Source organism: Acinetobacter sp. AS23 (assembly GCF_023612055.1).
GTDB classification, from domain to species: domain Bacteria; phylum Pseudomonadota; class Gammaproteobacteria; order Pseudomonadales; family Moraxellaceae; genus Acinetobacter; species Acinetobacter oleivorans.
In genome coordinates, this window is record NZ_CP082274.1 from 1,704,157 (window position 1) to 1,723,195 (window position 19,039).

A 19,039-nucleotide genomic window follows, 5' to 3' on the forward strand; every position below is an offset into this window, starting at 1 on the left:
AGGATATGATGAAATGAATACATTACGTTTAACTACTCTTGCATTAGGTTTGATGGTTTCAGGAATAACTGCAGCACAAACTTATGTTGTTGATCGTTATCAAGACGATAGCAATAAAGGCTCTTTACGCTGGGCAATTGAACAAGCCAATGCAAACCCAAGCGAAGCTAGCGAGATCTTGATTCAGGCGGTAGGCAAAGCGCCTTATGCGATTAAATTAAATAGTGCACTTCCTGAAATTAAAGCACCCATCAAAATTATTGGTACACAGTGGGATAAAACTGGCGAATACATCGCAATTGATGGTTCAAACTATATTAAAGGCGAAGGTGCAAAAGCTTGTCCCGGTGCAAACCCTGAGCAGTACGGCACCAATGTACGTACTATGACTTTACCGGGATTGGTACTACGTGACGTCAACAATGTCACTTTAAAAGGTTTAGACATTCATCGTTTCTGTATTGGTGTTTTGGTTAACCGTTCAAGCAATAACCTTATTCAACATAACCGTATTAGTAATAACTATGGTGGTGCCGGTGTCATGCTTACTGGTGATGACGGGCAAGGCAACCCAACGGCAACCACGACCAATAACAACAAAGTTTTAGACAATATTTTCCAAGACAATGGTGATGGTTTAGAACTGACACGTGGTGCTGCGTTTAACTTAATTGCAAATAACCATTTTGTTTCAACGAAAGCGAATCCAGAGCCATCACAAGGTATTGAAATTTTATGGGGTAATGACAATGCCGTAGTCGGTAATAAATTCGAAAACTATTCGGATGGCTTACAGATTAACTGGGGCAAGCGTAACTATATTGCCTACAACGAAATGACCAATAACTCGATTGGCTTCAACATGACAGGCGATGGCAACATTCTTGATAGCAATAGGGTGCATGGTAACCGTATTGGTGTTGCTATTCGTTCGGAAAAAGATGCAAATGCAAAAATTACATTGACTAAAAACCTGATTTGGGACAATGGTAAAGATATTAAACGCTGTGAAGCAGGTGGTTCATGTGTACCAAATCAGCGTTTAGGTGCAATTGTATTTGGTGTACCTGCACTTGAACACGAAGGTTTTGTCGGTTCTCGTGGTGGTGGCGTAGTGGTTGATCCATCTAAGCAACAAAAAACATGTACTCAACCAAATCAACAAAACTGTAATGCTCAGCCGAATCAGGGCATTAAAGCACCTAAGTTAACCGTTAATAAAGGTTCAGTTGCTGTAGAAATTAATGGATTACCAAACCAACGCTATCAAGTTGAGTTCTTTGGAAATCAAAATGCGGCATCAAAAGAAGCTGAGCAATATTTAGGAGCGGTTACCGTTGCCACAGATGCTGAAGGCAATGCAAAAGCGAATTGGAAGCCAACTCTCAAAGTTGCTTCAATTACAGCGAATGTAACTGATCGTTTTGGCGCGACCTCTGAACTTAGTTCGGCCGTACAAACTAAATAATAACAATAAGGGAAGCGCCTCAAACCGAGGCGCAGCATAGAAATATAGAAATGATAAAAGGGACTTGAAATGCCAAATATAATGAAACTGAGTGTGTTAACAATCGCTGTATTAGGCAGTCAACTTGCGCTTGCTAATGAGCCTTGGTCACAAGATCGTCAATGGTTGCTAGGCGACTGGAATGGTGAGCGCCAACAGCTAGAGCAACAAGGGTATAAATTTACGGCTTCTATTATGAGCCAAAGTGCCACAAATTTAGATGGTGGTTACAACGACAGCAATACTTTTGAAAATGCTGCGCAGCTTTCTTTAGGTGCAAACTTTGATTTAGAAAAGATTGCAGGGTGGAAAGATACAACAGCGAACCTAGTCGTGACTAAACGTGACGGAAATGCGCTTACTTTGGAGCGTATTAAAGACCCGCGTTCTAGCCAATTAGGTAATGCTCAAGAGATTTATGGCCGCGGTAAAATCTGGCGTCTGTCTCAAGCATGGGTAAAGAAAGGCTTTGTTGATAATACTATACAGGCCAAAGTTGGCCGGATGGGCATGTCAGAAGACTTTAATAGTTCTCAATGTGAGTTCCAAAACTTATTACTTTGCGGTGGACAGTTAGGAAAATCAATCGGTTCAATTTGGTACAACTCACCAGTTGGTGTCTGGGCTGCAAACGTTAAATATCAGTTTGCACCTGAGTGGACTTTGGGTGTCGGTGTTTATGAGGTAAATCCAGACAACATTAAAACTGAATCAAATAGTGATGGTTTTAATCTGGATATGAACAACGTTAAGGGTGCAACCATACCAGTTGAACTCGCATGGAAACCAAAGCTTGCTGCTTTTAATGGTTTACCGGGTGAATATAAAGTAGGTGCGCTGTATTCAACCGCAGAAGCGAATGACGTTAAAACTGCGGGTAAGGTTCATGACGGAAAACAAAGTTTCTGGATTAATGCACAACAACAACTGACGAATAACGGCCAAGATCCGAAACGCGGTTTATATGTCAGTTTTAATGGCGTTGTAAATGATAAGGCAACGACCTTTGTTCAAAGTACCCAACAACTTGCTCTTTGGTATAAAGGGCCATTTGATAGCCGTCCAAATGATTCGATTGGCTTTGGTATTGCCAATTATTTGGTCAATGATCGTGCTAAAGATAAGCAAATCGCAACAAACGAAAGCCGTGGATATTATAGCTATGATGCGATTGCATCTGACTATATTCCAATTCAAGACGACGAGCTAAATGTCGAATTGAACTATACCTATCAATGGTCTCCGGCCGTTATGTTACGTCCAAACATTCAATATATCCATCAACCTGCTGGTGTAAAAGCGGTCGATGATGCTTGGGTGGCGGGCTTAAGCGTTAAAGTCAATTTTTAACAATGTTGATGGCTGGTTAGACATAGTTTAACTGGCCCAAATGCTTGAACTATTGTGTTCAGTATATGTGGAGTAGGATCTATGTCTGAGTCAGATTCTAAGTTTCATATCTTATTCAAAATATGGTGTTTTCTATTAGGCCTAGTTTTATTGGCTACTGGTGTTTTTTACATCGTAGGCGGTGGAAAGCTAGTTTCATTAGGTGGATCTTGGTATTTCCTAGTTGCAGGACTATTAATTACCATTTCTGCATTTAGTATTTTTCGTAAAAAGGCACTTGGTGTCTGGATTTTTGCAGCTGTTTTTGTTGGCACCGTCATTTGGTCATTTGTTGATGCAGGATGGGAATTCTGGCCGTTATTCTCGCGGTTAATGTTTCCTGCTGGTCTTTTTGCCGCACTGTTATTTACCTTGCCTTCAATTCGACGTTACCAATTTCAAACTAGCTTGGCTTCTTCATCTTATGCAGTGGGTGGGTTGGTTGTTGTTGGTATGTTGATTGCGTTCTATCAAATGTTCCAACCGCATCCAACAGTAGCAAGTTCAGGTGAAAAGCTACCTTTAGTACCAGTTGACCCTGCTAAAAAACAGGTAAATTGGGAAAATTATGGAAATGATGCAGGTGGTAGTCGCTTTGTTGCTCTCGATCAAATTAACCGAGATAACGTTCATAAACTAAAAGAAGCTTGGCGTTTTAGAACAGGTGATTTTACAACAGGTAGTGGTAATGGTGCTGAAGACCAAATGACCCCGCTACAAGTTGGGAATAAAGTTTTTTTATGTACACCACATAACAACATTTTTGCGATAGATGCTGACTCGGGTAAACAACTCTGGAAAGCTGAAGTGAACTCAAAAGCTGATGCTTGGGAACGTTGCCGTGGGGTTGCATACTTTGATTCGACCAAGCCACTTGTACAACCAACGTTGGCTGGTGCAAATGCAGTAACCACAGTTGCAACCAATACAGCATGTCCGCGTCGTTTATATACCAATACACCTGATGGTCGTTTAATTGCAGTGAATGCAGATAACGGTCAGCGCTGTGCTGATTTTGGTGTAAATGGAACAGTTGATCTGTTAGAAGGTCTGGGAGCTGGAACTAAAGCTCCACGTTTTGAAGTGACTTCTGCACCGACTATTGCTGGAACAACCATTGTAGTGGGTAGCCGTATTGCCGATAACGTAGCAGCAGATATGCCGGGTGGTGTTATCCGTGGTTATGACGTCATTACTGGTAAACTTCGTTGGGCATTTGACGCACGTAATCCAGATCCTAACTATGTTCTTAAACCAGGTGAAACTTATAAACGTAGTTCGGCAAACTCTTGGGCTGCAATGTCATATGACCCTCAAATGAATACGGTGTTCTTACCTATGGGTAGCTCATCTGTCGACATTTGGGGTGGTAACCGTAATCCGTTAGATCATAAATACAATACTTCTGTTTTGGCACTTGATGCGACAACAGGTAAAGAAAAGTGGGTATATCAAACTGTTCATAACGATTTATGGGACTTCGATTTACCAATGCAACCAAGTCTAGTTGATTTCCCATTGAAAGATGGTACGACTAAACCTGCTGTTGTGATTGGAACCAAATCAGGTCAATTCTTTGTGCTTGATCGTGTAACGGGTAAACCACTGACTAAAGTGATTGAACAGCCAGTTAAGCCTGCCAATATTCCGGGTGAGCAATATAGTGCAACTCAACCACGTTCAGTTGAAATGCCTCAAATTGGTAATCAGACTTTAACTGAATCAGATATGTGGGGTGCAACGCCGTTTGATCAGCTCATGTGCCGTATTAACTTCAAGTCAATGCGTTACGAAGGTCTATTTACTGCGCCGGGTACTGACGTTTCATTAAGCTTTCCAGGTTCTTTGGGTGGCATGAACTGGGGTAGCATTGCTTTTGATCCGACTCATCGTTATATGTTCGTGAACGATATGCGCCTTGGGTTATGGGTTCAATTAATGGAACAAACACCTGAAGATATTAAGATTCAGGCGAGTGGCGGTGAAAAAGTAAATACAGGTATGGGTGCTGTACCAATGAAAGGTACACCATATAAAGTGAATAAAAACCGCTTTATGTCGGCTCTAAGTATCCCTTGCCAGAAACCACCATTTGGTACTATGACTGCAATTGACATGAAAACTCGTCAAGTTGCATGGCAAGTCCCACTGGGTACGGTTGAAGACACAGGACCTATGGGCATCAAAATGGGCTTAAAAGCACCGATCGGTATGCCAACAATTGGTGGACCTATGGCAACTCAAGGTGGCTTGGTTTTCTTTGCTGCAACACAAGACTACTACTTACGTGCATTTGATTCATCTACAGGTAAAGAACTGTGGAAATCACGCATGCCAGTGGGTAGCCAAGGAACTCCAATAAGCTATGTTTCACCGAAAACTGGTAAACAATTTGTGGTTGTTACGGCAGGCGGAGCTCGCCAGTCTCCTGATCATGGTGATTATGTAATTGCTTATAGCTTAGAACAATAATTAAATAAGGCAAAAGAGAGTAATTCTCTTTTGCCTTTAATTTTAATATGTTTTTTATATTAAAGTGCTGTGGTAAATTCTATTGTTTTAACTAGATAGATTTACCAAATAGTAAAAAAGTGCTTTAACTCATTGCAAAACCTAAAATATTCTTAAGATTGAGAATACTTGAACCATAGATGTGGCCGAATGATTAGATATTTTTCACAATGTTTTACCTATAAATAAAACTGATTTGTTTATTAAGTTTTGTTTAACTTAAGGTTGTGAATTTTAATTAGAAATAAACATTATTGTCTTTTTAGTCCTTAAAAGTGGGATTTTTTTGCTGCAAAAACAAGCGTAAATATATATTTATATTATATTTATATAATTTATAGCATTACGTTAGAATGGTCGTCGCAGGTTATTACTACCCAGTAATAATTTGTATTTCAGGAATTTAAGCTTTTATTGGCTTAAGGCTCATCGCAAGATGGGCCTTTTTTTATGCTCTTTAGGTAATAATATTTAATTTTTATAAAAATAGCCTAAGCAGCAAGCTGTATGAATTGATGAAAACAATCACAAAAAATAGTCTTTAATGACAAGAAGTGTATGATTTGATAAATTAAAGCCACTTGATAATAATAGGTGATACGATGAGATTTTTGGTTCTTGCAACTTTATCTGGTTTAGCTTTGATGGGTTGTGCTTCTGTTCAGCAAGCACCGAATACACAAGAGACAATTCGTTATGCTTCTAGTCCATGCTTTGGCGCATGCCCGATCTATTCTGTAGAAGTAACACCTACGGGTCTAATTCGTTTTGAAGGCAAGCAATACACTAAAGCTATCGGTGTTAAAGAAATTCAAGGTAGCGTAAAAGACTATAAAAAACTTGCAGATGATCTAAAAGCTTATCGTCCTGAAACAGGTACACAATCTAAAACTGCGGGTTGTCAGCAAACGGCAACTGACATGTCTAGCTATTACATTTCATGGATTCAACCAAATGGCACGGAAACAAAATTAAGCCATTACACAGGTTGTATCTCTCCGGCAAATACTAGATTGAATAAGGTCATGGAAAAATTGCCTGAACAATTAGGCATTAAAGATCTAATTTAATGACAAAAGCCCCAAAACTTTGGGGCTTTTTCTTGTTAAGAAGAATTATAAACTCAAAAGTTTTATATTAAGTATTTCTAAAAGAATCAGCGTATAATACAGATTATAAAAACATATATTGTTAAGAGTGGTTATATGTCAAATATTGTCTATGCCTTTTTGGGTGGTTTATTACTCGGCATCGCAACAGTTGGATATTTATATATAAATGGTCGTATAGCAGGAATTAGTGGATTGCTTGCTCAACTCATTAATCCTACTAAAGATACTTTTAAAAGTTCTGCATTCTGGTTCATTGCAGGACTCGTGATTACACCTTTCATATATGGTTATTTTTATCAGCCTGAAATTGAAATTAAAGCCAATACATTTGCACTTATTTTAGCAGGTTTACTCGTTGGTTTTGGAACACGGCTAGGCTCTGGATGTACAAGCGGCCATGGCATTTGTGGTATGAGCAGGCTATCAAAACGTTCGATGATAGCGACAGCAGTTTTTATGTTTGCTGGGATGTTAACCGTTTATATCATTCGTCATGTGCTGGGGTAATCCTATGAAAAACATTTTTGCTTTTATATTTGGTGGTTTGTTTTCATTAGGCTTAATGATTTCGGGCATGTCTAATCCTGAAAAAGTATTAGGTTTTTTAGATATCTTTGGGCAGTGGGATATCAGCTTAATGTTTGTGATGTTAGGCGCGATTGCTGTGGCATTTATTCCATTTCAAAAGGCTATAAAAAGTCCTAAAACGCTTTTTAATGAGAAAATTCAATTACCAATGAATACACAGATTGACCAAAGGTTAATTGTTGGTGCTTTTATTTTTGGTATAGGCTGGGGAATAGCAGGGATATGTCCAGCGCCCGCTTTAACACTTATTGGATTAGGACATTTTGAAGCGCTTTATTTTATTGTGGCAATGTTATTAGGAATGTTTATTTACCGAGTCTTAAATAAAGGAAATTAAACCTATGCAACGACCTCTAGTAAAAGATTTTTTTGATGAAAACACCAATACTTTTAGCTATGTTGTTGCGGATTCAGCGACTCGTCAATGCGCGATTATTGATAGTGTGCTTGACTACGATGCAGCTTCGGCGACTACAAAAACAACTAATGCTGATCTGATTGTCGATTATGTCTTGGCTCAAAACTTTAAAGTGCAATGGATTTTAGAAACCCACGTCCACGCCGACCATATGACTGCTGCCCAATATTTAAAATCTAAATTGGGCGGTGACATTGCAATTAGTCAGAAGATTTCAATCGTACAAGAAACATTTTCTGCTATCTATAATTTTGATTTTAAGAAATTCAATGAAAATCAACCTTTTGATTATTTATTTGAAGATCATGAACATTTCAAAATAGGGGATATTGAAGCCTATAACATTCCTACACCAGGGCATACACCCGCTTGCTTAAGTTATGTGATTGGTGATGCTGTTTTTGTGGGAGATACTTTATTTATGCCCGATTATGGCTCAGCGAGATGCGACTTTCCTAAGGGAAGTGCTGCTGCACTTTATGATTCGGTACAAAAGCTTTATACACTTCCTGACAACATGCGCATGTTTTTATGCCATGACTATAAGCCCGAAGGCCGTGATGAATATGTCTGTCAAACAGATATTAGAACTCAAAAGCAAAGCAATATTCATTTAAATCGACATGTTTCTAAAGAATCATTCATAAAAATGCGTCAAGAAAGAGATGCTACTTTGGCAATGCCAAAATTAATTCTGCCTTCAATTCAAATTAATATGAACGGTGGAAACTTTCCGGAGCCAGAATCAAACGGCATTCGTTATTTGAAAATTCCTTTCAACTACTTCTAGAAATAGCCTAAGCGTTTATTTTGGATCTTTTCATACTGCAAATAGCCTAAGCGCATAACAAAATTCACCTTATCAAAATAGCCTAAGCAAGATTTAAAGAACTTGTCTCAAATCCCGCGAAGTCTCTTGCAATAAAGGCAGAATATGTTGAACTAAATATTCTTCAGTTGTTTTCATAGTCGGAGAGACAATATTCAAAGCTGCAACAACTTTAAAGTCTTGTCCATAAATAGGTACGGCGAGCGCATGAACGCCTAATTCGTGTTCTTCACGTGAGTAACACCAATCTTGTTCTCGAATCTCTTGTAGTAACTCTAAAAATTTATCATTTTCAACATGCGTATACTTGGTCAAACGCTGAAGAGGATATTTTTGGAGCCAGTCTAATTGTTCTTCTTGGCTTAAATGTGCCAGTAAAATTTTACCCGCCGATGTCGCATGTGCAGGTAAGCGGTTACCCAAATGTAAGCCGTATGGATTTACACGGTCAGTTTGTTGGTGGGCAGCACTACGTGCAATGGTAATGGCTTCATAACCATCAAGTACCATCACTGAATAAATAAGTGAAGTTTGGTTAGTTAACAGATTTAATAAAGGCTGAGACACTTTTGGAAGTTGAGCTGCACCTAAATAAGCTCCTGAAAATTTAAGAACTTTCGGAGTTAAATAGTAATAGTGGCCATCTGACTCAAGATAACCTAAATATTCTAAAGTTAATAAATGACGTCTTGCTGCGGCTCGGGTGAGTCCGGTTTTTTCAGCCGCCATAGAAATATTTAAACGATGTTGATTACTGCTAAAGCTATCTAAAATCGCCATGCCTTTACCGATGCCAGCAATGTAATCTTCATGACGAATCGTTTTTTTGTTGTCCTGATTCTGGATTATCCGTTCATCTTTACTCATTACTGGTCCTTGTACGATAGAAGCTTAATAGATCAATTTGCTTTACTGAAAAAGTTTAATAATTTCATGTCGCAAAAATTGATGTCTTAAATTATCCCTTAAATCTTCATGCCAAAACATACCCATTTTAATATTGGTTATCTCAAAAGGCAGAGAATGTAAGCAAATTTCAGGACTATAAGATAAATGCTGCAAAATCATACGAGGCATGGTCAATATTGCGTTGGCTTGAGCCGCCAGAACTTGTAACGCCGTTGAGTAGTTTTGACAGCGCATAAATACATTTCTTGAAATTTTTTGATGTTGGTTTAAATAAATATCTTCAAGTAAGGCACCCGTACGGCGTGATGAAACACCAATGTGTCGTCCATTAATATAACGAGATAAATCGACTTCTTTAAGTTGGCTGCAAATGACGAACTCATCTTTTACCAAATGATCAAAGGTAATTTTTGGAGATAAGTATTGTTCTAGGTCAATGACGAAATCGAGCTGCTGCGTTGCCAAGTCCGCCATAATATGTTTTCGATCTAGCTTCATACTGACAAACTGCAAATCTAAATTAAGATTTTGAAAATGTTGAGCAAGCCTTGGAAGAATAATCGGTTCAATCTCATCATGAACGGCGATTTTTAAGCTTTTTAAACTGGTTGGATCAAAGACATGTTTCTGTTGGCTAATATTTTGAATCGTTAAAAGTGCTTGCTTAACAGTTGGATAAATCTGTTCTGCAAAAGGCGTTGCAGACATTTTATTGCCTACTCGTATGAATACATCATCTTCAAGTTGCTGACGTAAACGCTGCAAAGCATGACTTGCTGCTGACTGTGTAATATTGAGACTGCTTGCTGCATTTGAAATACTTTTTTGCTCATAAATTGCGATAAATAGCGGATATAAATTGATATCAATTCGGTGAAAAAAACTTAAGTTTAGGCCATGCAGGTTATGAATATTATTCATGAGGTATTATTTAATAAAATCATTTCATTCATATTAAGTTTCAAGTTATGTTGATGTAAAGACCAGATAATGATGTAAAGGAAAAAGAATGTTTGAACTCTCCAAGAAAGCTCAGGATTTTACTGAGCGAACAAGAAAATTTATTTTAGAAGAAATAGAACCTGTCGAAGCAAAATTTTGGGAAGAAGTTCATGAATTAAATCCAGATGGAAACTGGAAAAAGTGGCAGTGGCCCGAGCTTTTAGAAACTCTGAAATCTAAAGCTAAACAAGCTGGTCTTTGGAATATGTTTTTACCAGATGAAAAGTTGGGTGCAGGGTTAACTGTTCAAGAATATGCGCACATAGCTGAATTAACTGGCCGTAGTTTATTGGCACCAACCGTTTTTAACTGTAATGCACCAGATACAGGAAATATGGAATTGTTATGGCGCTATGGCAGTGAACAGCAAAAACAACAATGGTTACAGCCTTTATTGGACGGAAAAATTCGTTCGGTTTTTTGTATGACTGAACCCGATGTTGCGTCAAGCGATGCAACTAATATGCAAGCGACTGCACTCATCGACGGTAATGAAATTGTTTTAAATGGCAAAAAGTGGTGGTCGTCTGGCTTAGGTGACCCAAATGCCAAAGTCATTATTTTTATGGCACATACTCCAGATGAAACTAAAGACCGCCATCATCAACACTCTATGGTTTTAGTACCGATTGACACGGCTGGTGTCGAAATTCAACGGATGTTACCTGTGTTTGGTGACTACGATGCACCGCATGGACATGGTGAGGTTCACTTTAATAATGTTCGAGTGCCTCTTGAAAACTTTATTGGTGGAGCGGGCCAAGGTTTTGAAATTGCACAAGGTCGTTTAGGGCCGGGGCGTATTCACCATTGTATGCGCTGTATCGGGGCTGCTGAAAAAGCTTTAGAGCTTATGATTGATAGAGGCATGTCTAGAACGGCGTTTGGTAAAGAAATTTTAAAACTCGGTGGAAACCTCGAACGCGTAGCTGATGCTCGAGTAGCCATAGATCAAGCCAGACTTTTAACCTTGTATGCTGCTTATAAAATGGATACTTTAGGAAATATGGCTGCTTTAACAGAAATATCTGCAATTAAAGTAGTGGCTCCGAGTGTTTTAGAAAAAGTAGTCGATATGGCGATTCAGCTACATGGCGGTGCGGGCCTTTCAAGAGATACACCATTAACAGGTTTCTTTGCTCAAGCACGCAGTTTACGTTTAGCTGATGGTCCAGATGAAGTACATAAAGGCATGATTGCCAAATTAGAGTTGGCCAAACGTGGTTATTTCGGTCGTCATAAGAAAGTATAAGTTTAAAGGAAGTGAATATGTCGGTAATTGATGTAGGCGGTCAAGTACGTGAAGGTGAAGAGCTTGATATTGGGGCAGTTGAAAACTGGTTAAAAAGCCAAAGTGTTGAGTTGGTTGGCCCAGCAGTCGTTACTCAATATACGGGCGGGGCGTCGAATTGGACTTATCGTTTAAAATATGAAAATACCGATTTAATTTTGCGCCGTCCTCCAAAAGGAACAAAAGCGAAGTCGGCCCACGATATGGCCCGTGAATATATGGTGCAAAAAAACCTTGCGCCTTATTATCCGGTGCTTCCTAAAATGGTGGCACTTTGTCAGGATGAATCGGTCATTGGCTGTGATTTTTATGTCATGGAACGTATTGAAGGCATTATTCCTCGTGCAAAATTACCGCCTGAACTTGGCTTTAATGAAGAAGATGTTCATGAGCTTTGTGTAAATGTTGTTGATAAGCTGATTGAGTTACATCAAGTTCCTTATGAGAACACGCCTTTAGCTGAACTAGGAAAAGGTACGGGGTATTGCCGTAGACAAGTTGAAGGTTGGGATAAGCGCTATGAAAAAGTCCGCACAATCAACGTACCATCATTTAAATATGTTCGAAAATGGCTAAACGATAATATTCCTCAAGACTCTACGACTTGCATTATTCACAATGATTGGCGTTTTGATAATGTGATTTTAGATCCAGAACATCCAACTGAAGTGATTGGTGTATTGGATTGGGAAATGGCGACTTTGGGTGATCCATTAATGGATTTAGGTAGCGCTTTGGCCTATTGGGTTGAGCCTACGGATAATATGATTTTTAGATCAACACGCCGTCAGCCTACTCACTTAAAGGGAATGTTCTCTCGTAAGGAAGTCGTTGAGTATTATTTGCAAAAAACAGGATTGGAGCCTCAAAACTGGGCTTTTTATGAAGTGTTTGGTGTATTCCGTTTAGCAGTGATTGCCCAGCAAATCTATTACCGCTATTACCATAAACAAACCCGAAATTCTGCATTTAAAGATTTCTGGATCGTGATTCATGCGCTACATATCCGAGCTTTAAAACTTATCGCACAGCAAAAATTGCAAGAATCTGAATTTGCTCAGCAATCTCTACAGAAAATACAGGGTATTTTAAGAAAATGACCACAATTTATCTGGTAAGACACGGACAGGCATCGTTTGGTAAAAGTAACTATGATGAGCTGTCTGAAAATGGTGAGGCTCAGGCGACTTTGTTAGGTCGTTATTTTAAGCAAATATTGAAAGAACAACCGTATGTGGTTGCTGGAACTATGCAGCGCCATGAGCAGACTGCAAAGCTTGCACTTAATGAATGCTTTCCAGATGCGCTAATTCATCATAATAATTTATGGAATGAGTTTAACCATCAACAGGTTTTTGCACGCTATGAGCCGCGTTTTGAACAGCCTGAACTGCTAAAAGCTGACGTAGCAAAAGAACAAAACCCACGCGCGTATCTTGCCAAAATATTTGAAGGTGCCATTGGGCGATGGACCGATGGCGATTTTCATCATGAGTATGATGAGTCTTGGCCGCATTTTAAAAATAGAGTCGAAATGGCATTACAGCAACTTTGTGATGAGTTAGCAAAAACTAAACCTCGCTATGCAGTCGTTTTTACCTCTGGTGGAGTGATTTCTGTAGCCATTGGAAAACTGCTTGAACTCAGTCCTAATCGAACTTTTGCGTTGAATTGGGCAATTGCTAATACAAGCCTCACGACTTTACGGTTGGTTGGAAATGAAGCTCAGGTTTTAAGTTTAAATGAACATCATTTTATAAAAGCTGAGCGTCCAGATTTACTGACATGGATTTAAAATAAGGATAAAAGCATGGCAAAGACGATTTTAATTACAGGTGCAAGTTCTGGATTGGGCGCGGGTATGGCGCATGAATTTGCAGCCAAAGGCTATAACTTAGCGATTTGTGCACGCCGTTTAGACAGATTGGAAATTTTAAAAACTGAACTTGAAAATCAGTACGGTATTAAAGTCATTGCAAAAAGTCTGGATGTCACCAATTACGATCAGGTTTTTGAAGTATTTCGAGCCTTTAAACAAGAGTTTGGCTATTTAGACCGAATTATTGTAAATGCGGGAGTCGGAAATGGCCGTCGTATTGGTAAAGGTAATTTTGAAATTAACAGAGCCACCGCTGAAACAAACTTTATTTCTGCTTTAGCACAGTGTGAAGCAGCAGTTGAAATTTTTAGAGAGCAAAACGCAGGTCATTTGGTGGTGATGTCATCCATGAGTGCTATGCGCGGATTGCCAAAACATTTATCGACCTATGCAGCGAGTAAAGCTGCGGTCGCTCACTTGGCTGAAGGTATTCGTGCTGAATTACTGGATACACCAATTAAAGTCTCAACCATTTTCCCAGGTTACATCCGTACCGAAATGAATGAAGGTGCTAAACATCTACCTTTTGAGGTAGATGCCAAAACAGGATGTAAAGCTTTGGTCAAAGCTATTGAAAAACAACCAGTGAAAGCTTATGTACCACAGTGGCCGTGGTTACCAATGAGTATTGCTATGAAGGTTTTACCATTAAAGTTGGTCAATAAATTAGGATAAAAAAATACCCCCTAAATTTTAGGGGGATTTTTTAGTTAAAACTTTTTGGTGTAATTGACGAATAAACGGTCTTCACCAAAGTCATTACCATGTCTTACGTTGTAGTCAATCCGAATATATTGCAGGGCAACGCCTTTTAAGAAAGGCTGCTGAAAGGCATAGTTCAGAATGACATTGGACTCAGTTTCATGGTTTTTTTCACCATTGGCTGCTTTAAAGTCATGGCCATAAACATATTTCACCATCGCATTTAGGCCTGGCACATAATCTTTAAAGTCGTAGCCATACATGACATGGTAAGACTTTTCATCTTCTTTAAAGAAGCCCGTAGCATTCCAGTTAATGAAATAAGTCTCTGGTAAAAAACCATCTGGTAATGGGTAAGCCGATTCACCAATAATCTGCTGATAACCCAAACCAAAGGTATGGTTTTTTACTTTAACGGTTTCAAGTAATCCAATGTTCTGCGCATCAATATCAAAGGTATTGCCGTCATCTTTTGCATTAAAGTACTTAAACCTAGAGGTGAGGGCAAAAGTTGGCTGCTTCCACGTATGTTCAAGCCCAACATAATGCTTGTTATACAGATCTTCCAAATTGCCAAAATAATATTCGCCCTTTAAAGACGGCGTGAATTGATAGCGCAGGTCAATGTAGTTCAAACCATCAGATTCTTTGGTAATTCCATTTGATGTGAAAGAAAACTTTTTAAAGTCTTCTTCATTTCTTGGCGACACTTTTTCCACTCGGCCAATTTCGGCATAGAGCTGATCTGAAAGTTGTGACTTTAAGTTGGTTCCCCAATATGAAGTGAGTAACTGACGACTAGCATCGACTGCCGTTACAGGTAAATCTAGCCAGAGTTCACCGACACTTAAAAGTGTTTTGTCATAGCCCAGCTTTAAAGTCGCGCCGTATTTTAAATAGTCTGAAGCCTGAGATTGCGTTTCTTTATTAAAAGGCAAAACTGTGTCAGCGACATGTTTGTCTGAACTCAAGCGCACGGCGTATTGAACCGATGCATCGGCCCCAATCGTGATTGGCTTGTCTGCTATGACTAACGGAGTGTCATGCATTTTCGATTTATAAAATAAAGACGCTGCCTGAGACCAACTGCCCGTATCTTTGAGTGCATCATTATCAAAATCACGGTTAATGTAGGCATTTTTTAAAGTGAATTTCCATTCATCTTCAATTTGCTGATTTGGATTTGCGCCCCATGAGTTGCTGCACATCAGTAATAAAGTGGCAACGGCTAAAGTGTTTGGTTTAAAACGGTGAAATAATTCCATAATCCATTTCCCAGATGTATGCCAGTCCTCGGCACTACGTAATTTTGAATATTTCGGTACTCTCTAAGCGTTTAGTTAGAGAGTACATTTTTGCAATTGGTGAGACCTATTAATTTAATTTTTCAAGTTTCATGCTTTCACTAAAGAATTTGCAGCCTTTAAAAAGCAGAATTAGAGCCAGTACACACGACAGACCACCTACAATAGATAAAGAAGAACCTACCATTAACGGGCTACCAAAAACTTTATCTGTAATAATTGCCACCAATGTTGTACCAATACCGAGTCCAATTAAGTTGCTCACTAAAAGGAATAGGGCAGAAAGACGTGCTCTAAATTGGTTTGGGGCTAACATTTGCAAAGCAGTTGCCGAAATTACTAGAGGGAAAGATGCAAAGAACATTGCAGGAATCAGTAAGCTGACTGAAAGCCATAGCTGATCTGTTTGGGTAAAAAATGCAATTGGAATAATAAGGCCAACAATCCCAATCACACCCGTGAACATCGGTGCATCTTGGCGTCCTTTTTTAATAAACCAATCATTTAGCCAACCTGCACAAAATACGCCTAATGTATTTGCGACTAACAGAATTGTGCCGAGCATATAGCCTGTCTCAGTCGGTGCGAGTTGAAACTTACGAATATAAAATGCAGGTGTCCAGCTAGTTAGGCTATAGAGTGCCATTGCATAAAAGGTAAAACCTAAATAGTGACATGCAAATGTTTTCGAATGTTTTTTAATAAACTGAAGACATTGAGAGAATTTAACTTGGTCAACTTGTCCATTTTGGTTGAGCTGTTGGCCTTTACGTGCAGGGTCTTTAACGGTCAGAATAAATAGCAGACCAATAATGATGCCCGGTAAACCTACTACAAAAAAGGCAATTTGCCATGCTTTCAGTGCGCCTAATAGTGGAACTTCAATGAGCGTTACACCTTTAAGCAAGTTAATGACATACCCGCCAACTAAAAAGGCAATACCACCACCTAAAAAAGCGCCAATTGAATAAATTCCGACAGCACGACCTAGTTTGTCCTTACTAAACATGTCGCTGAACATTGAATAAGCGGCTGGAGATAACGCAGCTTCACCTACGCCGACCGCCATACGGCTCAGGAACAGTTGAATAAAGTTTTTACTTAAACCACAAGTGGCCGTTGCTAAACTCCAAACAATAATCCCGATTGAAATCAATTTTGGTCGTGAAAAACGATCGGCAATATAGGCTAAGGGTAAACCCATAACCGCATAAAACAGTGAGAAGGCAAGGCCATGTAACAGGCTAAATTGTGTATCTGAAAGTTGGAGATCTGCTTTGATGGGTTCAATCATCAGCGCCAGAATTTGGCGGTCAATAAATGAAAATATATATGCCAACATACAAAGTGTGACGACATACCATGCATAAGCATTGCTTTTCTTTTGTGTCCTTTCAACAGCGATATTACTTTGGTTCATACACTTAATCCTTATGTATAAAACGCTTAAAGAAATTGATATCTAACTTTTATTATTCCTCTGAAGTCTTCGATATTTCCCCCTTTTAGATAAGAATAATAAATAGGCTAGAAATGAGTAATTTGGTCTCGTACAGACCGGAAGAGTGCGTCTAAACCCAATTAGGAGTTAATGGGATTTTAAAGATCATGGAATTATTATTTTCTTTTTATATGTAAAATTCCATTACTTATTGAGTATGTTAGAATACCTAAAAAGTATGTTAAGTAAACAGATAGTAATAATTTATTGAATTAAGAAACTGATTTTTATTTATTTTTTTAATGTTGAAACTTATTTTAATAAAGAGCAGCGAGAAAAGAAGAACTATTTCATGCTGCTCTTGAGCGCATTGAACCCGATATCAAGTCAAATAATCAACTTGATGGCATGAGGTCAAATAATTTTTTTAACTGGTGATTTAAATTGTGCAGCTCATCTTCTGAAAAGGCATTTAGGATGCCCGCTAAGGTGACCACACTAATTTGATTAATCTGTTCAACCAGCTCGACACCTTTGGGTGTTAATTTCACCATCGAGATGCGTTCATCGGTGGTAGAAGAGTAGACCTCGACAATTCCATCTTCTACTAAGCGATATACAGCTTTTGTGGCCGTAGTTAACTTTAAGGTAGAAAGATTAGCGATATCGGTAATACTGGCTTCACCCAAAGCATTAGTACTTAAAATGATTTTACGGCGTGTATTATCAATACCTAGTTTTTTTATTGATTTTTCAATGAGTTGTGAATATTTTCCGTTAACTTGGGAAACCCAAAAAAAAGGGAAGTTTTGAATACTCGACGGTTCTTTATTAGGAAGAAATTGTTCTAAATGATCAAGCATAGCTAAGCAATAACTTAGTGAAAAAAGGGTAATCCTATTATAAACAAAATTTTGGATATTTCCTTGAGAACAAATTATAAAAAATACTTGACAATTCCATTAAATTTTCCGATATTTTAATTAATGGATAAAAATACATGGAAAAGTGAATGAATATTGTTAGCCAAAGCGTGCACAAAGGAAGTGGCAAGCTCAAGGTGATGGTCAAGGACACAATTGATATTCAAGGTCTGAAAACCATAGCTGGTAGTCGAGCTTTATTAAATGTTGAACCTGCTCAAGATGATGCTGAGGTGGTTAAAAACATTTTAAAAGCTGACTGTGAAATTATTGCCAAAACAAATTTGCACGAATTGGCTTTTGGTATTACAGGCATTAACCATGCTTTTGGTACACCTGTTAATCCTAAATATCCTGAACTTATTCCTGGTGGGTCTTCGAGTGGTTCGGCTGCGGCTATTGCAGCAAAACAAGCTGACTTTACTTTAGGTACCGACACGGGTGGCTCTATACGTATGCCCGCTGCATGCTGTGGAATTTTTGGATTAAAGCCAACTTTCGGTCGCGTGAGCAGAAAAGGCGTATATCCACCGTCAAGTTCTTTAGATTGCGTGGGTCCTTTTGCAAATTCAGTCGAAGTGATTGAAAAAGCCATGCAAATTATTGACCCAACTTTCAAGCCTACTGAATGTACTAGCGCACCAAAACTTGCTGTTTTAGATGTAAAAGCAGATGACGTTATTTGGAATTGCATTCAACAAGCACTTCAAAAAGCGAATTTACAGACCACTTTAGAAAAAGTTGAACATTTTGACGCGGCTTATGACGCAGGCATGCAGATTATTAATTATGAAAACTGGCAAGCTTTTGGTGAGTTAACTCAAACTGGCTTAATTGGTTCTGATGTAAATGGTCGTTTATTAAAAGCGGCGCACACCACTTTAGAGCAAGTAAAGCAAGCCGAAGTCGTGAAGCAGCAGCTGACTCAAGAACTTGATGCTTTATTAGAAAAATATGATGCATTGATCTTACCAACGCTTCCGCAAATTCCACCAAAAGTTGCTGAAGCTGAAAATACAGTCGCTTTTCTGAATCTTACGGCTTTAGTTCGTCCATTTAATTTATCAGGTCATCCAGCTATTTCAGTGCCACTTGAAACCATTGAAGGTTTACCTGTGGGCTTACAGATCGTATCGAAGCATCAAAAAGATGAGCAATTATGTGCAATAGCTAAATTTTGTGTTGATGCAATGCAATAAATTACAAGGAGTTAGATGATGAATAAGTTATCTAA

At 38.7% G+C, this 19,039-nt stretch carries 17 protein-coding genes; 12 read left to right on the forward strand and 5 right to left on the reverse strand.

What is annotated here, in order from left to right; all coding sequences use genetic code 11:
- The first annotated feature begins 13 nt into the window (after positions 1–13).
- From K6I41_RS07990 to K6I41_RS08020, 7 genes are all read left to right on the forward strand, one after another.
- Entirely contained in the window at positions 14–1,468 is a 1,455-nt protein-coding gene (locus K6I41_RS07990; RefSeq protein ID WP_005306035.1) for a right-handed parallel beta-helix repeat-containing protein, read from the forward strand.
- Between the two features lie 69 nt (positions 1,469–1,537).
- On the forward strand, positions 1,538–2,857 hold the full coding sequence (locus K6I41_RS07995; protein WP_250375568.1) for a carbohydrate porin: 1,320 nt from the start codon (positions 1,538–1,540) through the stop codon (positions 2,855–2,857).
- Positions 2,858–2,938: 81 nt separating this feature from the next.
- Positions 2,939–5,368 carry a glucose/quinate/shikimate family membrane-bound PQQ-dependent dehydrogenase gene (locus K6I41_RS08000; protein ID WP_049836835.1) on the forward strand — a complete coding sequence of 810 codons (2,430 nt, stop codon included), beginning with the start codon at positions 2,939–2,941 and terminating at the stop codon, positions 5,366–5,368.
- 650 nt (positions 5,369–6,018) lie between these two features.
- Positions 6,019–6,477 carry a DUF6438 domain-containing protein gene (locus K6I41_RS08005; RefSeq protein ID WP_081399304.1) on the forward strand — a complete coding sequence of 153 codons (459 nt, stop codon included), beginning with the start codon at positions 6,019–6,021 and terminating at the stop codon, positions 6,475–6,477.
- Between the two features lie 135 nt (positions 6,478–6,612).
- Positions 6,613–7,026 carry a YeeE/YedE family protein gene (locus K6I41_RS08010; RefSeq protein ID WP_250375569.1) on the forward strand — a complete coding sequence of 138 codons (414 nt, stop codon included), beginning with the start codon at positions 6,613–6,615 and terminating at the stop codon, positions 7,024–7,026.
- A 4-nt stretch (positions 7,027–7,030) separates the two neighbouring features.
- Positions 7,031–7,444 carry a DUF6691 family protein gene (locus K6I41_RS08015; RefSeq protein ID WP_013197677.1) on the forward strand — a complete coding sequence of 138 codons (414 nt, stop codon included), beginning with the start codon at positions 7,031–7,033 and terminating at the stop codon, positions 7,442–7,444.
- A gap of 4 nt (positions 7,445–7,448) precedes the next feature.
- Positions 7,449–8,315 (forward strand): MBL fold metallo-hydrolase, encoded by an 867-nt coding sequence (locus K6I41_RS08020; protein WP_250375570.1) that lies wholly within the window; start codon positions 7,449–7,451, stop codon positions 8,313–8,315.
- A gap of 93 nt (positions 8,316–8,408) precedes the next feature.
- Here K6I41_RS08020 and pcaU read toward each other — a convergent pair whose 3' ends face one another.
- Positions 8,409–9,221 (reverse strand): IclR family transcriptional regulator PcaU, encoded by an 813-nt coding sequence (gene pcaU / locus K6I41_RS08025; protein WP_000030964.1) that lies wholly within the window; start codon positions 9,219–9,221, stop codon positions 8,409–8,411.
- Between the two features lie 42 nt (positions 9,222–9,263).
- Positions 9,264–10,184: a LysR family transcriptional regulator gene (locus K6I41_RS08030; RefSeq protein ID WP_250375571.1), complete on the reverse strand. Its 921-nt coding sequence runs from the start codon at positions 10,182–10,184 to the stop codon at positions 9,264–9,266.
- An 88-nt stretch (positions 10,185–10,272) separates the two neighbouring features.
- Between K6I41_RS08030 and K6I41_RS08035 the strand changes: the two genes are divergently transcribed.
- Genes K6I41_RS08035 through K6I41_RS08050 form a run of 4 tightly spaced genes read left to right on the forward strand, consistent with a single transcriptional unit; the run spans position 10,273 to position 14,110 of the window.
- Entirely contained in the window at positions 10,273–11,517 is a 1,245-nt protein-coding gene (locus tag K6I41_RS08035; protein WP_192453920.1) for an acyl-CoA dehydrogenase family protein, read from the forward strand.
- A 17-nt stretch (positions 11,518–11,534) separates the two neighbouring features.
- On the forward strand, positions 11,535–12,656 hold the full coding sequence (locus tag K6I41_RS08040) for a phosphotransferase family protein (protein WP_250375572.1): 1,122 nt from the start codon (positions 11,535–11,537) through the stop codon (positions 12,654–12,656).
- On the forward strand, positions 12,653–13,351 hold the full coding sequence (locus K6I41_RS08045) for a histidine phosphatase family protein (protein WP_005306009.1): 699 nt from the start codon (positions 12,653–12,655) through the stop codon (positions 13,349–13,351). The genes K6I41_RS08040 and K6I41_RS08045 overlap by 4 nt, the downstream gene beginning before the upstream one ends.
- Positions 13,352–13,366: 15 nt before the next feature.
- Positions 13,367–14,110 (forward strand): SDR family oxidoreductase, encoded by a 744-nt coding sequence (locus K6I41_RS08050; RefSeq protein WP_250375573.1) that lies wholly within the window; start codon positions 13,367–13,369, stop codon positions 14,108–14,110.
- 35 nt (positions 14,111–14,145) lie between these two features.
- On the opposite strand, the gene K6I41_RS08055 is transcribed toward K6I41_RS08050, so the two are convergent.
- The 3 genes from K6I41_RS08055 to K6I41_RS08065 all read right to left on the reverse strand — a co-directional run bounded on the left by K6I41_RS08055 (position 14,146) and on the right by K6I41_RS08065 (position 17,745).
- On the reverse strand, positions 14,146–15,402 hold the full coding sequence (locus tag K6I41_RS08055; protein ID WP_250375574.1) for an OprD family outer membrane porin: 1,257 nt from the start codon (positions 15,400–15,402) through the stop codon (positions 14,146–14,148).
- Between the two features lie 109 nt (positions 15,403–15,511).
- Positions 15,512–16,861, reverse strand: coding sequence for a spinster family MFS transporter (locus K6I41_RS08060; protein WP_174740394.1), 1,350 nt, complete (start codon positions 16,859–16,861; stop codon positions 15,512–15,514).
- A 416-nt stretch (positions 16,862–17,277) separates the two neighbouring features.
- Positions 17,278–17,745 (reverse strand): MarR family winged helix-turn-helix transcriptional regulator, encoded by a 468-nt coding sequence (locus K6I41_RS08065; protein WP_004701395.1) that lies wholly within the window; start codon positions 17,743–17,745, stop codon positions 17,278–17,280.
- A 149-nt stretch (positions 17,746–17,894) separates the two neighbouring features.
- Here K6I41_RS08065 and K6I41_RS08070 point away from each other — a divergent pair, with 149 nt between their 5' ends.
- Positions 17,895–19,004 (forward strand): amidase, encoded by a 1,110-nt coding sequence (locus K6I41_RS08070; RefSeq protein ID WP_250375575.1) that lies wholly within the window; start codon positions 17,895–17,897, stop codon positions 19,002–19,004.
- Positions 19,005–19,039: the final 35 nt, after the last annotated feature.

Excerpts from the sequence above, each read along its gene's own strand:
- K6I41_RS07990 (WP_005306035.1), top strand. The coding sequence starts at position 14 with ATGAATACATTACGTTTAACTACTCTTGCATTAGGTTTGATGGTTTCA.
- K6I41_RS07995 (WP_250375568.1), top strand. The coding sequence starts at position 1,538 with ATGCCAAATATAATGAAACTGAGTGTGTTAACAATCGCTGTATTAGGC.
- K6I41_RS08000 (WP_049836835.1), top strand. The coding sequence starts at position 2,939 with ATGTCTGAGTCAGATTCTAAGTTTCATATCTTATTCAAAATATGGTGT.
- K6I41_RS08010 (WP_250375569.1), top strand. The coding sequence starts at position 6,613 with ATGTCAAATATTGTCTATGCCTTTTTGGGTGGTTTATTACTCGGCATC.
- K6I41_RS08015 (WP_013197677.1), top strand. The coding sequence starts at position 7,031 with ATGAAAAACATTTTTGCTTTTATATTTGGTGGTTTGTTTTCATTAGGC.
- K6I41_RS08020 (WP_250375570.1), top strand. The coding sequence starts at position 7,449 with ATGCAACGACCTCTAGTAAAAGATTTTTTTGATGAAAACACCAATACT.
- pcaU (WP_000030964.1), bottom strand. The coding sequence starts at position 9,221 with ATGAGTAAAGATGAACGGATAATCCAGAATCAGGACAACAAAAAAACG.
- K6I41_RS08030 (WP_250375571.1), bottom strand. The coding sequence starts at position 10,184 with ATGAATAATATTCATAACCTGCATGGCCTAAACTTAAGTTTTTTTCAC.
- K6I41_RS08035 (WP_192453920.1), top strand. The coding sequence starts at position 10,273 with ATGTTTGAACTCTCCAAGAAAGCTCAGGATTTTACTGAGCGAACAAGA.
- K6I41_RS08040 (WP_250375572.1), top strand. The coding sequence starts at position 11,535 with ATGTCGGTAATTGATGTAGGCGGTCAAGTACGTGAAGGTGAAGAGCTT.
- K6I41_RS08045 (WP_005306009.1), top strand. The coding sequence starts at position 12,653 with ATGACCACAATTTATCTGGTAAGACACGGACAGGCATCGTTTGGTAAA.
- K6I41_RS08050 (WP_250375573.1), top strand. The coding sequence starts at position 13,367 with ATGGCAAAGACGATTTTAATTACAGGTGCAAGTTCTGGATTGGGCGCG.
- K6I41_RS08055 (WP_250375574.1), bottom strand. The coding sequence starts at position 15,402 with ATGGAATTATTTCACCGTTTTAAACCAAACACTTTAGCCGTTGCCACT.
- K6I41_RS08060 (WP_174740394.1), bottom strand. The coding sequence starts at position 16,861 with ATGAACCAAAGTAATATCGCTGTTGAAAGGACACAAAAGAAAAGCAAT.
- K6I41_RS08065 (WP_004701395.1), bottom strand. The coding sequence starts at position 17,745 with ATGCTTGATCATTTAGAACAATTTCTTCCTAATAAAGAACCGTCGAGT.
- K6I41_RS08070 (WP_250375575.1), top strand. The coding sequence starts at position 17,895 with ATGAATATTGTTAGCCAAAGCGTGCACAAAGGAAGTGGCAAGCTCAAG.